At 60.1% G+C, this 15059-nt stretch carries 12 protein-coding genes; all 12 read left to right on the forward strand.

Annotation, left to right across the window (positions count from 1 at the left end; genetic code table 11):
- Positions 1 to 3: 3 nt before the first annotated feature.
- The 12 genes from H043_RS0105610 to eno all read left to right on the forward strand — a co-directional run bounded on the left by H043_RS0105610 (position 4) and on the right by eno (position 15003).
- Positions 4 to 507 carry an OmpH family outer membrane protein gene (locus tag H043_RS0105610; protein ID WP_003222140.1) on the forward strand — a complete coding sequence of 168 codons (504 nt, stop codon included), beginning with the start codon at positions 4 to 6 and terminating at the stop codon, positions 505 to 507.
- Between the two features lie 3 nt (positions 508 to 510).
- Positions 511 to 1566 carry a UDP-3-O-(3-hydroxymyristoyl)glucosamine N-acyltransferase gene (lpxD, locus tag H043_RS0105615; protein WP_027611033.1) on the forward strand — a complete coding sequence of 352 codons (1056 nt, stop codon included), beginning with the start codon at positions 511 to 513 and terminating at the stop codon, positions 1564 to 1566.
- A 106-nt stretch (positions 1567 to 1672) separates the two neighbouring features.
- Positions 1673 to 2113: a 3-hydroxyacyl-ACP dehydratase FabZ gene (gene fabZ / locus H043_RS0105620; RefSeq protein ID WP_003222142.1), complete on the forward strand. Its 441-nt coding sequence runs from the start codon at positions 1673 to 1675 to the stop codon at positions 2111 to 2113.
- Positions 2110 to 2886, forward strand: coding sequence for an acyl-ACP--UDP-N-acetylglucosamine O-acyltransferase (gene lpxA / locus H043_RS0105625; RefSeq protein ID WP_027611034.1), 777 nt, complete (start codon positions 2110 to 2112; stop codon positions 2884 to 2886). Before fabZ ends, lpxA begins: the two co-directional genes overlap by 4 nt.
- Entirely contained in the window at positions 2886 to 4019 is a 1134-nt protein-coding gene (lpxB, locus tag H043_RS0105630; protein ID WP_177325608.1) for a lipid-A-disaccharide synthase, read from the forward strand. The genes lpxA and lpxB overlap by 1 nt, the downstream gene beginning before the upstream one ends.
- Positions 4020 to 4027: 8 nt before the next feature.
- Entirely contained in the window at positions 4028 to 4654 is a 627-nt protein-coding gene (rnhB, locus tag H043_RS0105635) for a ribonuclease HII (protein ID WP_027611036.1), read from the forward strand.
- Between the two features lie 76 nt (positions 4655 to 4730).
- Positions 4731 to 8252 (forward strand): DNA polymerase III subunit alpha, encoded by a 3522-nt coding sequence (gene dnaE / locus H043_RS0105640; protein WP_027611037.1) that lies wholly within the window; start codon positions 4731 to 4733, stop codon positions 8250 to 8252.
- A gap of 139 nt (positions 8253 to 8391) precedes the next feature.
- On the forward strand, positions 8392 to 9339 hold the full coding sequence (locus H043_RS0105645) for an acetyl-CoA carboxylase carboxyltransferase subunit alpha (RefSeq protein WP_027611038.1): 948 nt from the start codon (positions 8392 to 8394) through the stop codon (positions 9337 to 9339).
- Positions 9340 to 9484: 145 nt separating this feature from the next.
- Positions 9485 to 10801 carry a tRNA lysidine(34) synthetase TilS gene (gene tilS, locus H043_RS0105650; protein WP_027611039.1) on the forward strand — a complete coding sequence of 439 codons (1317 nt, stop codon included), beginning with the start codon at positions 9485 to 9487 and terminating at the stop codon, positions 10799 to 10801.
- A gap of 274 nt (positions 10802 to 11075) precedes the next feature.
- Positions 11076 to 12707 (forward strand): CTP synthase, encoded by a 1632-nt coding sequence (locus H043_RS0105660; RefSeq protein WP_027611040.1) that lies wholly within the window; start codon positions 11076 to 11078, stop codon positions 12705 to 12707.
- 4 nt (positions 12708 to 12711) lie between these two features.
- On the forward strand, positions 12712 to 13557 hold the full coding sequence (gene kdsA, locus H043_RS0105665) for a 3-deoxy-8-phosphooctulonate synthase (RefSeq protein ID WP_007954807.1): 846 nt from the start codon (positions 12712 to 12714) through the stop codon (positions 13555 to 13557).
- A gap of 156 nt (positions 13558 to 13713) precedes the next feature.
- Complete coding sequence (gene eno, locus H043_RS0105670) at positions 13714 to 15003, forward strand: phosphopyruvate hydratase (RefSeq protein ID WP_003222156.1); 1290 nt, start codon at positions 13714 to 13716, stop codon at positions 15001 to 15003.
- Positions 15004 to 15059: the final 56 nt, after the last annotated feature.

Here is a 15059-nt window from a genome sequence, read left to right on the forward strand (position 1 = left end):
ATCGTGCGTAAGTTGACTCAATTGGTTCTCCTGGCCTCCGTACTGGTGGCAGGCCCGGCGTTCGCCGACATGAAAATCGCCGTTCTGAACTATCAGATGGCATTGCTGGAATCCGACGCGGCCAAGAAATACGCCGTGGATGCCGAGAAGAAGTTCGGTCCGCAACTGACCAAACTCAAGACGCTGGAAAGCAGCGCCAAGGGCATTCAGGACCGTCTGATGGCCGGTGGCGACAAGATGCAGCAGGGCGAGCGTGAGCGTCTGGAGCTGGAATTCAAGCAAAAGGCCCGTGACTTCCAGTTTCAGTCCAAGGAGCTGAACGAAGCAAAGGCAGTTGCCGACCGCGAAATGCTCAAGCAACTGAAGCCGAAACTGGATAGCGCAGTGGAAGAAGTCATCAAAAAAGGTGGTTTTGACCTGGTGTTCGAGCGTGGCGCAGTGATCGATGTCAAACCTCAGTACGACATCACGCGCCAGGTTATCGAGCGCATGAATCAGCTGAAGTAACCCATGACCGTGACTATCAAGCTCGGCCAGTTGGCCGAGTTCCTCGGCGCCACCCTGCGTGGCGACCCCGAGAAGCAAATTACTGGGCTAGCCACCTTGCAGGAGGCTGGCCCAGCTCAGTTGAGCTTTCTGGCAAATCCTCAATATCGCAAATACCTGGCAAGTTCCCAGGCGGCTGCGCTGTTGCTCAAGGAAGCCGACGCCGAAGGTTTTGCCGGTAACGCGCTGGTGGTGCCGGATCCTTATCTGGCTTACGCCCGTATCTCCCATCTGTTCGATCCCAAACCGAAAGCCACTGCGGGTGTTCATCCCACGGCGGTGATTGCACCGGATGCGGTGGTTGATCCAAGCGCCAGCATCGGTCCGTTTGTGGTGATCGAGGCCGGTGCGCGCATCGGTGCGCAGGTCACCCTGGGCGCCCATTGCGTCATCGGTGCCCGCAGTGAAATCGGCGAGGGCGGCTGGCTCGCTCCTCGGGTGACGCTGTACCACGACGTGCGCATCGGCAAGCGTGTAGTGATCCAGTCCGGTGCCGTTCTCGGTGGTGAAGGCTTCGGTTTTGCCAACGAGAAAGGTATCTGGCAAAAGATCGCCCAGATCGGCGGCGTGACCATCGGCGACGATGTCGAGATCGGCGTGAACACTGCCATCGACCGTGGCGCGCTGGCGGATACCGTGATCGGCAACGGCGTGAAACTCGACAACCAGATCCAGATCGCGCACAACGTCCAGGTCGGTGATCACACCGCCATGGCGGCCTGTGTCGGTATCTCCGGCAGCACCAAAATCGGCAAGCACTGCATGCTCGCCGGTGGTGTCGGCCTGGTGGGGCACATCGATATTTGCGACAACGTTTTCCTGACCGGGATGACCATGGTGACCCACTCGATTACCGAGCCAGGCGCCTATTCTTCCGGCACAGCCATGCAACCGGCGGCCGAATGGCGCAAAAGCGCGGCCCGCATCCGTCAGCTCGATGACCTCGCGCGACGTTTGAAGCAGCTGGAAAAGCGCGTCGGAGAAGTGACCCCCGGCAGCAATGCTTCATCTGATGGCTGATACCATTTCCATATCAAGTGTGCACAGCCTCTAGACTGCCTCCTTGATTTGCTAGAGGAGTGCGCGTCAGTCGCGCTCCCAATCTTTACATAGGCTTCCCCCCGAAATGATGGACATCAACGAGATTCGCGAATACCTGCCTCACCGTTACCCGTTCCTGCTGGTGGACCGGGTGGTGGAACTGGACACTGAAGGCAAGCGCATTCGCGCCTACAAGAATGTCAGCATCAATGAGCCATTCTTCAACGGCCACTTTCCAGCGCACCCGATCATGCCGGGCGTACTAATCATCGAAGCGATGGCCCAGGCTGCCGGGATCCTCGGTTTCAAAATGCTCGACGTGAAGCCGGCCGATGGCACCCTTTACTACTTCGTCGGTTCCGACAAGCTGCGTTTCCGTCAGCCAGTGCTGCCGGGTGACCAGTTGATCCTGGAAGCCAAGTTCATCAGCTGCAAGCGCCAGATCTGGAAATTCGAATGCCAGGCTTCGGTCGACGGCAAGCCAGTCTGCTCGGCTGAAATTATCTGTGCGGAACGCAAGCTATGAGTTTGATTGACCCTCGCGCAATCATCGATCCGTCGGCCGTTCTGGCTGACGGCGTCGAGGTCGGCCCGTGGTCGATCGTCGGCGCAGGTGTGGAAATCGGCGAGGGTACTGTGATCGGACCGCATGTGGTCCTCAAAGGCCCGACCCGCATCGGCAAGCACAACCGCATCTACCAGTTTTCCTCGGTAGGCGAAGACACGCCGGATCTGAAGTACAAAGGCGAAGAAACCCGTCTGGTGATCGGTGACCACAACGTCATTCGCGAAGGCGTGACGATTCACCGTGGCACCGTGCAGGACCGTTCGGAAACCACGCTGGGCGATCACAACCTGATCATGGCCTATGCCCACATCGGGCATGACAGCGTCATCGGCAACCACTGCATCCTGGTCAACAACACCGCGTTGGCCGGGCATGTGCACGTTGACGATTGGGCGATCCTTTCCGGTTTCACCCTGGTGCATCAGTACTGCCACATCGGCGCCCACAGTTTTTCCGGCATGGGCACCGCCATCGGCAAGGACGTTCCGGCGTTCGTGACCGTGTTCGGCAACCCGGCCGAAGCGCGCAGCATGAACTTCGAAGGCATGCGCCGTCGTGGTTTCAGCGAAGACGCGATTCACGCGCTGCGCCGCGCTTATAAGACCGTGTATCGCCAGGGCCTGACCGTGGAGCAAGCGTTGGCCGAATTGGCCGAATCTGCTGCGCAGTTCCCGGAAGTTGCGCTGTTTCGTGACTCGATCCAGTCGTCGACTCGCGGCATCACCCGCTGATCATGGCCAGTCTGCGTATTGCGCTGGTGGCGGGCGAAGCTTCCGGCGACATTCTGGGCGCCGGCCTCATGCGCGCCCTCAAGGCTCAACATCCGGCAGTCGAGTTCATCGGTGTCGGCGGTCCGTTGATGCAGGCCGAGGGCCTGACGTCTTATTTCCCCATGGAACGTCTGTCGGTCATGGGGCTGGTGGAAGTCCTTGGGCGGCTGCGCGAGTTGCTCAAGCGCCGCAAGGACCTGATCGCCACGCTGATCGCCGAGAAACCGGATGTGTTCATCGGCATCGACGCTCCCGATTTCAACCTCAACATCGAACTCAAGCTGCGTCAGGCCGGGATCAAGACCGTGCATTACGTCAGCCCTTCGGTGTGGGCGTGGCGCCAGAAGCGTGTGCTGAAGATTCGCGAAGGCTGCGATCTGATGCTCACCCTGTTGCCGTTTGAAGCAAAATTCTACGAAGAGAAGGGCGTGCCGGTGCGGTTCGTCGGTCATACGCTGGCCGATACCATTCCGCTGCAGGCCGATCGCGCCGCAGCGCGTGCCGAACTCGGCTTGCCCGACGGGCCGCTGGTGGCATTGATGCCCGGCAGTCGCGGTGGCGAAGTCGGCCGTCTCGGTGCGCTGTTCCTGGATACTGCCGAACGTCTGCGGGCCATGCGCCCCGGGCTTCGCTTCGTCATCCCGTGCGCCAATGCCGAGCGTCGCGCTCAGCTCGAAGAGCTGCTGGTTGGTCGCGACTTGCCGGTCACCCTGCTCGACGGCAAGTCGCATCTGGCCTTGGCGGCGTGTAACGCGGTGCTGATCGCCTCCGGCACGGCGACGCTGGAAGCGTTGCTGTACAAGCGGCCAATGGTCGTCGCGTATCGCCTGGCACCGCTGACCTTCTGGATTCTCAAGCGCATGGTCAAGAGCCCGTACGTGTCGCTGCCGAACCTGCTGGCCCAGCGTCTGTTGGTGCCGGAATTGTTGCAGGATGATGCGACAGTCGAGGCCCTGGCCCAGACACTGTTGCCATTGATCGAAGGCGGCGAAGAGCAGACCCGAGGCTTCGACGAGATCCACCGCACCCTGCGGCTGGATGCTTCCAATCAGGCGGCGGATGCCGTCCTCAACCTGATCGGTCAGAAACAATGAGCAAGACGATGCAGATGGGCCTGGATTTCACCCTGGTCGCCGAAGTCGAAGAACTGGTGGCCGGTGTCGACGAAGTCGGTCGTGGCCCGTTGTGCGGCGCAGTGGTGACGGCGGCGGTGATCCTCGATCCGAACCGGCCGATCCTCGGCCTCAACGACTCGAAGAAACTCACTGAAGCCAAGCGGGAGAAGCTCTACGACGAGATCATCGAGAAATCCCTGAGCTGGTGCATTGCACGCGCCGAAGTCGAGGAAATCGACGAGCTGAACATCCTCCACGCGACCATGCTCGCCATGCAACGCGCAGTGGCCGGGCTGCATATTCAGCCGAAACTGGCGATGATCGACGGCAACCGCTGCCCGAAACTGCCGATGCGCGCCGAAGCGGTGGTGCAGGGTGACGGCAAGGTACCGGCCATCGCTGCCGCGTCGATTCTGGCCAAAGTCAGCCGCGACCGTGAAATGGCTGCATTCGAATTGATCTACCCGGGGTACGGCATCGGCGGTCATAAAGGCTACCCGACGCCCGTTCATCTGGAAGCGTTGGTGCGCCTTGGCCCGACCCCGATTCACCGGCGCTCCTTCGCCCCGGTGCGTCAGGCTTACGAGGCGCTCGAAGGCCTGACGCAGGTTTAGGCGCAAGGCTGATGTTTTGTTCGAGGCCCGGTACAATCCGGGCCTTGTTGTCTCTATGTAACTGGACAGGATCACTATGCCGGCTTCATTCGTTCATCTACGCCTGCACACTGAATACTCCCTGGTCGACGGGCTGGTGCGGATCAAGCCACTGGTCAAGGCGCTGACCGGCATGAACATGCCGGCCGTGGCGGTCACCGATCAGAACAACATGTGTTCCCTGGTCAAATTCTATAAAAACGCCATGGGCGCCGGCATCAAGCCGATCTGCGGTGCCGACCTGTGGCTGTCGAACAAGGATCCGGACGGGCCATTGAGCCGGATCAGCCTGTTGGTGATGAACGCCAAGGGTTATCGCAATCTCACCGAGCTGATCTCGCGCGGCTTCATCGATGGCCAGCGCAACGGCATGATCATCATCGAGCGTGAATGGGTCGCCGAGGCCAACGAAGGCCTGATCATGCTGTCCGCCGCCAAAGAAGGCGAGATCGGCATGGCCATGATCAGTGGCAACGCGGACGAAGCCGAAACGCTGGCGCGCGAATGGATGGCGGTGTTCCCGGATCGTTTCTATCTGGAGATCCAGCGCACCAATCGTCCCAACGACGAAGAGCAACTGCACGGTGCCGTGGCCCTGGCCGACAAGCTCGGCGCGCCGCTGGTGGCGACCAACGATGTGCGTTTCATCAAGCAGGAAGACTTCGCCGCTCACGAAACCCGCGTGTGCATCGGTGAGGGCCGTGCCCTCGACGATCCGCGGCGTTCGAAGAATTACAGCGACCAGCAATACCTCAAAAGCGCCGAGGAAATGGCCGAGCTGTTCAGCGACATTCCCGACGCGATCGAAAACACCGTCGAGATCGCCAAGCGCTGCAATATCGACGTGAAGCTGGGCAAGCACTTCCTGCCCGACTACCCGATTCCCGATGGCATGACCATCGACGAATATTTCCGCAAGGTGTCGTTCGACGGTCTGGAAGACCGCCTCAGCGTACTACTGCCCAAGGACACCACCGAAGACTACGAGGCCAAGCGTCAGGTCTATGTCGACCGGCTGAATTTCGAGCTGGATATCATCATCCAGATGGGCTTCCCCGGTTATTTCCTGATCGTGATGGACTTTATCCAGTGGGCCAAGAACAACGGTGTGCCGGTGGGCCCGGGCCGTGGGTCGGGTGCCGGCTCGCTGGTGGCCTATGTGCAGAAGATCACTGACCTCGATCCGCTGGAATACGACCTGCTGTTCGAACGTTTCCTTAACCCGGAACGGGTCTCGATGCCCGACTTCGACGTCGACTTCTGCATGGACGGTCGTGACCGGGTGATCGACTACGTGGCCGAGAAATACGGTCGCAACGCGGTAAGCCAGATCATCACCTTCGGTTCCATGGCCGCCAAGGCTGTGGTGCGCGACGTGGCGCGGGCCCAGGGCAAGTCATTCGGCCTGGCGGATCGTCTGTCGAAGATGATTCCGTTCGAAGTCGGCATGACCCTGGAAAAAGCCTACGAGCAGGAGGAGATCCTGCGCGATTTCATCAAGGTCGATGAGGAAGCGGCGGAAATCTGGGAGATGGCGCGCAAGCTTGAGGGCGTGGTGCGTAACGTCGGCAAGCACGCCGGTGGTGTGGTAATCGCCCCGACCAAGCTGACCGACTTCTCGCCGATCTATTGCGACGAGGCTGGCGATGGTCTGGTGACCCAGTTCGACAAGGACGACGTCGAGGCGGCCGGTCTGGTGAAGTTCGACTTCCTCGGCCTGCGGACCCTGACGATCATCGACTGGGCGCTGAAAACCATCAACCGTGACCGCGCCAAGGTCAACGAGCCGCCGCTGGATATCGCGTTTATCCCGCTGGATGACAAACCGACTTATCAGTTGCTGCAAAAAGCTGAAACCACTGCGGTATTCCAGCTCGAATCCCGGGGCATGAAAGAGCTGATCAAAAAGCTCAAGCCTGACTGTCTCGAAGACTTGATCGCACTGGTGGCCCTGTTCCGTCCGGGCCCGCTGCAATCGGGCATGGTGGATGACTTCATCAACCGTAAGCACGGTCGCGCCGAATTGGCTTATCCGCATCCGGATTACCAGTATGAAGGCCTGCAGCCGGTACTGGCGCCGACTTATGGCATCATTCTGTATCAGGAACAGGTGATGCAGATCGCCCAGGTCATGGCCGGTTACACCCTCGGTGGTGCGGACATGCTGCGTCGGGCGATGGGTAAGAAAAAACCCGAGGAAATGGCCAAGCAGCGCGGCGGCTTCATTGAGGGTTGTGCGTCGAACAATATCGACGCGGATCTTGCCGGTAACATTTTCGACCTGGTGGAAAAATTCGCCGGTTACGGCTTCAACAAGTCCCACTCCGCTGCTTACGGCCTGGTGTCGTACCAGACTGCCTGGCTGAAAGCCCACTACCCGGCGCCATTCATGGCAGCGGTGCTTTCGGCGGATATGCACAACACCGACAAGGTCGTGACCTTGATCGAGGAAGTGCGCACGATGAAGCTGCGCCTCGACGCGCCGGACGTGAACACTTCGGAGTTCAAGTTCACGGTGAACGACGAAGGCCGCATCGTGTACGGCCTGGGCGCGATCAAAGGTGTCGGTGAAGGTCCGGTGGAAGCGATTACCGAGGCTCGTCAGGCCGGTCCGTTCAAGGATCTGTTCGACTTCTGCGCCAGGGTCGACCTCAAGCGCATCAACAAGCGCACGCTGGACGGTTTGATCCGCAGCGGCGCGCTGGATCGCCTCGGGCCGTACTTCCACGATGAACAAAAGGCTTATCAGGCCAATATCGACCGCAACCGCGCCGTGCTGTTGGCGGCGATGGAAGAGGCGATCAAGTCGGCCGAGCAGACCGCACGCACCCGCGACAGCGGCCATGCCGACCTGTTCGGCGGGCTGTTTGTCGAGGAAGACGCGGACGTCTACGCGACGCACCGCAAGGCCAAGGAGCTGACCCTCAAGGAGCGGCTCAAGGGTGAGAAAGACACTCTGGGCCTGTACCTGACCGGTCACCCGATCGACGAGTACGAAGGCGAGATTCGCCGTTTCGCCCGGCAGCGCATCATCGACCTGAAACCGGCCCGCGACACGCAAACCGTGGCCGGGATGATCATTGCGCTGCGGGTGATGAAGAACAAGAAGGGCGACAAGATGGGCTTCATCACCCTCGACGACCGCTCGGGGCGGATCGAAGCTTCGCTGTTCGCCGATGCGTTCCACTCCGCGCAGTCGCTGTTGCAGACCGACGCGATGGTGGTGGTTGAGGGCGAAGTCAGCAACGATGATTTCTCCGGCGGCCTGCGCCTGCGGGTCAAGCGGGTGATGAGCATGGAAGATGCGCGGACCAATCTGGCCGAAAGCCTGCGCCTGAAGCTGCACACTCAGGACTTGAAAGGCGATCAGCTACGCTGGTTGGGTGAGCTGCTCAAGCGTCACCGCGGGGCGTGCCCGATCACCATGGAGTACACCAGCCCCGTTGCGAAGACCTTGCTGCAGTTTGGCGAGACCTGGCGAATCGACCCGGCGGATGCGTTGATTCAAGCCCTGCGTGACCAGTTCGGGCGAGACAACGTCTTCCTCCAATACCGTTGACCGGCAAGTGCCATCATTGCGCTTGCCCACAACCTGAATTTTTAATCTCGACCTCAGCGCGCCTCTCCCTTAAGGTAGGGCGCGAATAGACAACCGGCCGGCCCAAGCTCATTTGGGACACGACCCAAGACGGACGCCTATGAACCCGAATTTTCTAGATTTCGAACAGCCGATCGCCGACCTGCAAGCCAAGATCGAAGAGTTGCGCTTGGTCGGTAATGACAATTCGCTGAATATCGGCGATGAGATCTCCCGCCTGCAGGACAAGAGCCGCACGCTGACCGAAGACATCTTCGGCAAGCTGACCAGCTGGCAGATCGCACGCCTGGCGCGTCACCCGAAACGCCCGTACACCCTCGACTACATCGAGCACATCTTCACCGAGTTCGACGAACTGCACGGTGACCGTCACTTCTCTGACGACGCGGCCATTGTGGGCGGCGTGGCACGTCTGGAAGACCAGCCGGTGATGATCATCGGCCACCAGAAGGGCCGTGAAGTGCGTGAGAAGGTACGCCGCAACTTCGGCATGCCGCGTCCGGAAGGCTACCGCAAGGCCTGCCGTCTGATGGAGATGGCCGAGCGCTTCAAGATGCCGATCCTGACCTTCATCGACACCCCGGGTGCTTACCCGGGCATTGACGCTGAGGAGCGTAACCAGAGCGAAGCGATTGCCTGGAACCTGCGCGTAATGTCGCGTCTGAAGACCCCGATCATCGCCACCGTTATCGGTGAAGGTGGTTCCGGCGGTGCACTGGCCATCGGCGTCTGCGATCAACTGAACATGCTGCAATATTCGACCTACGCGGTGATCTCGCCGGAAGGTTGCGCTTCGATTCTGTGGAAAACCGCCGAAAAAGCGCCGGATGCCGCTGAAGCCATGGGCATCACCGCCGAGCGCCTGAAAGGTCTGGGTATCGTTGACAAGGTGATCGGTGAACCACTGGGCGGCGCTCACCGTGATCCGGCCGCTGCCGCTGCGTCGATCCGTGCCGAGCTGAGCTCGCAACTGGCGATGCTGAAAAAGTTCGACAACGAAGTGCTGCTCAAGCGTCGTTACGATCGTCTGATGAGTTACGGTCTCTGACAGATCTCGCAATACCCAATGTGGGAGCGGGCTTGCTCGCGAAAGCGGTATAACAGTCGACAGATGTGTTGATTGTTGAAACGCCTTCGCGAGCAAGCCCGCTCCCACATTTGATTTGGGCAAACAGTTAGATAGGGGTCAGTCCGTGAGTGATCTGCCGTCCCGGCTTCTGCTGAACCTTGCAGCCTGGCGCAATGCCAGGACCTGGCGCGTGGCTTTCTCCGGTGGCCTCGATTCCACCGTCCTGCTGCATCTGCTTGCGCATCTCGCAAAACACCATTCCCTGCCGGCGCTCAGCGCCATCCATATCCACCATGGCCTCCAGGCTGCGGCCGATTCGTGGCCGGAACATTGTCAGTCGGTCTGCGATGCGCTGGGCGTTTCTTTGCAAGTGATTCGGGTGTCAGTACAACCCGGCGCCAGTCTGGAGCGGGCGGCGCGGGAGGCGCGGTATGCGGCGTTCACCTCGCTGACCGAGGCGGATGAGGTGCTGCTGACCGGGCAGCACCGTGATGATCAGGCTGAAACCCTGTTGTTTCGCTTGATGCGCGGTGCCGGCGTGCGCGGACTTTCGGCGATGCCGGCGCAGCGACCGTTGGGGCAGGGCACGCTGCTGCGGCCATTGCTCGATATCACGCGCTCCGAGCTTGAGGCTTACGCCCGCGCGCATCAGTTGAACTGGATCGAAGACCCGTCAAACCAGGATCGGCAGTTCTCGCGCAACTACCTGCGCCATCAGGTGCTGCCGTTGCTCACCGCGCGCTGGCCGCAGGCGCAGGCGAGCATGGCCCGCAGCGCGGCGCACCTGCGTGAGGCGCAAGGCCTGCTCGATGAGCTGGCGCAGCTCGATCTCGCGCAAGCCGCCACGCCGAGCGAGTTTTCATGGCTGGGCCTGCCGTCGCTGGAGCTGGCGCCGCTGACGAGTCTGTCCGCCGCTCGTCAGCGCAATGCACTCAGCCACTGGCTCGAACCGCTGACCCGGCTGCCCGACACTGACCATTGGTCGGGTTGGAACGACCTGTGCGGTGCTGCCAGCGATGCATCCCCGGTCTGGCGTCTGGCCGACGGTGAGCTGCAGCGCAGCGCCGGCCGGGTATGGTGGTTGAGCGGCGACTGGCTGCGCGCGCCAGCGGTCAGCGTCGAGTGGCCTGACCCGTCGACAACGCTACGCTTGGCGAATAACGGGCGTGTCATGTTCAGCGGGCAGACTCCCGTCGGGCCGCTGCGCATTGGCTATCGGCAGGGCGGCGAGCTGATGCATCTGGCGGGGCGCGGCCACCGCGATCTCAAGCGCCTGCTCAATGAGCGCGCGGTGCCGGGCTTCGTCCGTGGCAGATTGCCGCTGCTGTTTCGCGGCGCAGAATTGCTCGCCGTGGCGAACCTGCCGGGGCTTGACGGGCAGGAGTCGGACGGCTGGAAATTGCATTGGCAGCCAACAGACGAAGATCAAGGTTTGAGATGAAAGGGGCATTCCGGTAGACTACGCTCCCTTCTTGATACAACTTCTGTGGATTCGCCTGAATTGCAGGAGTTGCCGATTACCAAGCAGTCTTTGCTGGGCGATTCCAAAAAATGTGTAGCGAGCAACGTACCGGTGTTTCATCTGCCGGTCTGTCCCAACGCGGCGGTTTTTTTGAAAGGTGCACTGTGATTAATGCAGGTGATCGGGGGCTTCGGCCTTCCTTCGCTTTCCCCGGCGGCTCGTACCGCTTTAACGCAGACTTCTAGGGTTTTTCATGACGCGCTACATATTCGTCACGGGCGGTGTTGTTTCTTCATTGGGGAAAGGCATTGCCTCGGCTTCATTGGCGGCCATCCTGGAGGCGCGGGGGCTTAAGGTCACCATGCTTAAGCTGGATCCGTACATCAACGTCGACCCGGGCACCATGAGCCCGTTCCAGCACGGTGAAGTGTTCGTCACCCACGACGGCGCCGAGACCGACCTGGACCTGGGCCACTACGAGCGGTTCATCCGCACGACCATGACCCAGAACAACAACTTCACCACTGGCCGTGTCTACGAGCACGTGCTGCGCAAAGAGCGCCGTGGTGACTACCTGGGTGCAACCATCCAGGTGATTCCGCACATTACCGACGAAATCAAGCGTCGCATCATCAAGGGTGCCGGCGATGCCGACGTGGCCCTGGTGGAAATCGGCGGTACCGTTGGCGACATCGAATCGCAACCGTTCCTCGAAGCCATCCGTCAACTGCGTGTGGAAGTCGGTTCCAAGCGCGCGATGCTGATGCACCTGACGCTGGTTCCGTACATCGCCACCGCTGGCGAGACCAAAACCAAGCCAACCCAGCACTCGGTAAAAGAGCTGCGTTCGATCGGCCTGCAGCCAGACGTGCTGATCTGCCGCTCCGACCATCCGGTGGATGTGTCGTCGCGTCGCAAGATCGCACTGTTCACCAACGTTGAAGAGCGTGCGGTGATCTCCCTGGAGGACGTCGACACCATCTACAAGATCCCGGCCGTGCTGCATGCCCAGGGTCTGGACGATTTCGTCGTCGAGCGTTTCGGCCTGCAATGCAATGGCGCCGACCTGTCCGAGTGGGAAAAGGTCGTCGATGCCAAGCTCAATCCAGAGCACGAAGTCACCATCGCGATGGTCGGCAAGTACATGGAACTGCTGGACGCCTACAAGTCGCTGATCGAAGCGATGAGTCACGCCGGCATCACCAACCGTACCAAGGTCAACCTGCGTTACATCGATTCCGAAGACATCGAGAACCAGGGCACTGCGCTGCTCGAAGGTGTCGACGCGATCCTCGTTCCGGGCGGCTTCGGTCTGCGTGGCGTGGAAGGCAAGATCACTGCCGTTCAGTACGCTCGTGAGAACAAGGTTCCGTACCTGGGCATCTGCCTGGGCATGCAAGTGGCGGTCATCGAGTTCGCCCGTAACGTGCTGGGCTGGAAAGACGCCAACTCCACCGAGTTCGATCGCGTCAGCGGCCATCCGGTCGTGGGTCTGATCACTGAGTGGGAAGACGCCACCGGCGCCGTTGAAGTGCGTACCGAAGCGTCCGATCTGGGCGGCACCATGCGCCTCGGCGCTCAGGAATGCCTGCTCGAAGCCGGCTCCAAGGTGCACGATTGCTACGGCAAGGACGTGATCGTTGAACGTCACCGTCACCGCTACGAAGTGAACAACAATCTGCTGCCACAAATCATCGAAGCCGGCCTGAAAATCTCCGGTCGCTCCGCTGATGCCGCGCTGGTTGAAGTGGTCGAAGCACCGGATCATCCATGGTTCGTCGCTTGCCAGTTCCACCCGGAGTTCACCTCGACGCCACGTGACGGTCACCCGCTGTTCAGCGGTTTCGTGAAAGCTGCGTTGGCTCAACACCAGAAGAAGGCGTAACCCGATGGCACAGAAGATCATCCGCGTTGGCGACATCGAAATCGCCAACGACAAACCCATGGTGCTGTTCGGCGGCATGAACGTGCTGGAAAGCCGTGACATGGCCATGCAGGTTTGCGAAGAGTACGTGAAGGTCACCGAGAAACTCGGTATCCCTTACGTGTTCAAGGCCAGCTTCGACAAGGCCAACCGGTCTTCTGTGACTTCATATCGTGGTCCTGGCCTGGAAGAAGGCATGCGCATCTTCCAGGACATCAAACAAGCCTTCGGCGTGCCGATCATCACCGACGTCCACGAGCCTGATCAGGCCGCGGTCGTCGCTGAAGTCTGCGACATCATTCAGCTGCCGGCCTTCCTGTCGCGCCAGACCGATCTGGTCGTCGCGATGGCCAAGACCAACGCTGTGATCAACATCAAGAAAGCCCAGTTCCTCGCGCCTCAGGAAATGAAACACATCCTGAACAAGTGCGTGGAAGCGGGTAACGATCAATTGATCCTCTGCGAGCGTGGTTCGAGCTTCGGCTATAACAACCTCGTGGTCGACATGCTCGGCTTCGGCATCATGAAGCAGTTCGAGTACCCGGTATTCTTCGACGTGACCCACTCGCTGCAAATGCCTGGCGGTCGTTCCGACTCCGCCGGCGGGCGCCGTGCACAGGTCACCGATCTGGCCAAGGCGGGCATGAGCCAGTCGCTGGCCGGCCTGTTCCTCGAAGCGCATCCGGATCCGGACAACGCCAAATGCGACGGCCCTTGCGCCTTGCGTCTGGACAAACTGGAGCCATTTCTGGCCCAGCTCAAAGCTTTGGACGAACTGGTGAAGAGTTTTCCGACGGTAGAAACCGCGTAAAGCTCATTTCTCCGGTAAAGTACCGCACGATTTGTCGCACATGCCCTCGGGCATGTGCGTTGTCGTCTGCAAGCTGCCCGCTGCACACCACTTGCCGACGGTCAAAAGATTTCCTCTAGCTGCGTCGTTTTCGTCAACTTTGGAGTGTTTACAACAATGGCAAAAATCGTCGACATCAAAGGTCGTGAAGTTCTCGACTCCCGTGGCAATCCCACCGTGGAAGCGGACGTGCTTCTCGACAACGGCATCATCGGCAGCGCCTGTGCGCCTTCCGGTGCATCCACTGGCTCGCGTGAAGCGCTCGAGCTGCGTGATGGCGACAAGAGCCGTTACCTGGGCAAAGGTGTGCTCAAGGCGGTAGCCAACATCAACGGTCCGATCCGCGATCTGCTGCTGGGCACCGACCCAAGCGACCAGAAAGCCCTCGACCACGCGATGATCAAGCTCGACGGTACCGAAAACAAGGCAACCCTGGGCGCCAACGCCATCCTTGCCGTATCCCTGGCTGCGGCCAAGGCGGCTGCACAGGACCAGGATCTGCCACTGTACGCACACATCGCCAACCTGAACGGCACCCCGGGTGTGTACTCGATGCCGGTGCCGATGATGAACATCATCAACGGTGGCGAGCACGCCGATAACAACGTCGACATCCAGGAATTCATGGTGCAGCCGGTTGGCGCCAAGACGTTCTCGGAAGGTCTGCGTATGGGCACCGAGATTTTCCATCACCTCAAAGCTGTGCTGAAGGCCCGTGGCCTGAGCACCGCTGTTGGCGACGAAGGCGGTTTCGCACCGAACCTGGCATCCAACGAAGACGCGCTGAAAGTGATCTCCGAAGCCGTGGCCAACGCCGGTTACAAGTTGGGCACTGACGTGACCCTGGCGCTGGACTGCGCGGCCAGCGAATTCTACGAAGATGGCAAGTACAACCTGTCCGGTGAAGGCCAGGTGTTCACCGCTGAAGGTTTCGCCGATTATCTGAAAGGCCTGACCGAACGTTATCCGATCATCTCGATCGAAGACGGTCTGGACGAGTCCGACTGGGCTGGCTGGAAGATCCTCACCGACAAGATCGGCGAGAAGACCCAACTGGTCGGCGACGACCTGTTCGTGACCAACACCAAGATCCTGAAAGAAGGCATCGATAAAAAGATCGCCAACTCGATCCTGATCAAGTTCAACCAGATCGGCACCCTGACCGAAACCCTGGAAGCCATCCAGATGGCCAAGGCTGCCGGTTATACCGCGGTGATCTCGCACCGTTCGGGCGAAACCGAAGATTCGACCATCGCCGACCTGGCCGTGGGCACTTCGGCTGGCCAGATCAAGACCGGTTCGCTGTGCCGTTCCGACCGCGTTTCCAAGTACAACCAACTGCTGCGTATCGAAGAGCAGTTGAATGGCAAAGCCAAGTACAACGGTCGCTCCGAGTTCCGCGGTTAAGCAGTAGATGGTAAAAAGACACCGGATTGTGTCGGAAAAGTCGTGACAGCGATGGA

Source organism: Pseudomonas sp. URIL14HWK12:I6, from assembly GCF_000514195.1.
Taxonomy (GTDB): domain Bacteria; phylum Pseudomonadota; class Gammaproteobacteria; order Pseudomonadales; family Pseudomonadaceae; genus Aquipseudomonas; species Aquipseudomonas putida_A.

What these genes read in the sequence shown, in the direction of transcription:
- fabZ (WP_003222142.1), top strand. Translation starts at nt 1,673, where the DNA reads ATGATGGACATCAACGAGATTCGCGAATACCTGCCTCACCGTTACCCG.
- dnaE (WP_027611037.1), top strand. Translation starts at nt 4,731, where the DNA reads ATGCCGGCTTCATTCGTTCATCTACGCCTGCACACTGAATACTCCCTG.
- eno (WP_003222156.1), top strand. Translation starts at nt 13,714, where the DNA reads ATGGCAAAAATCGTCGACATCAAAGGTCGTGAAGTTCTCGACTCCCGT.
- kdsA (WP_007954807.1), top strand. Translation starts at nt 12,712, where the DNA reads ATGGCACAGAAGATCATCCGCGTTGGCGACATCGAAATCGCCAACGAC.
- lpxD (WP_027611033.1), top strand. Translation starts at nt 511, where the DNA reads ATGACCGTGACTATCAAGCTCGGCCAGTTGGCCGAGTTCCTCGGCGCC.
- rnhB (WP_027611036.1), top strand. Translation starts at nt 4,028, where the DNA reads ATGCAGATGGGCCTGGATTTCACCCTGGTCGCCGAAGTCGAAGAACTG.
- H043_RS0105645 (WP_027611038.1), top strand. Translation starts at nt 8,392, where the DNA reads ATGAACCCGAATTTTCTAGATTTCGAACAGCCGATCGCCGACCTGCAA.
- H043_RS0105660 (WP_027611040.1), top strand. Translation starts at nt 11,076, where the DNA reads ATGACGCGCTACATATTCGTCACGGGCGGTGTTGTTTCTTCATTGGGG.
- lpxA (WP_027611034.1), top strand. Translation starts at nt 2,110, where the DNA reads ATGAGTTTGATTGACCCTCGCGCAATCATCGATCCGTCGGCCGTTCTG.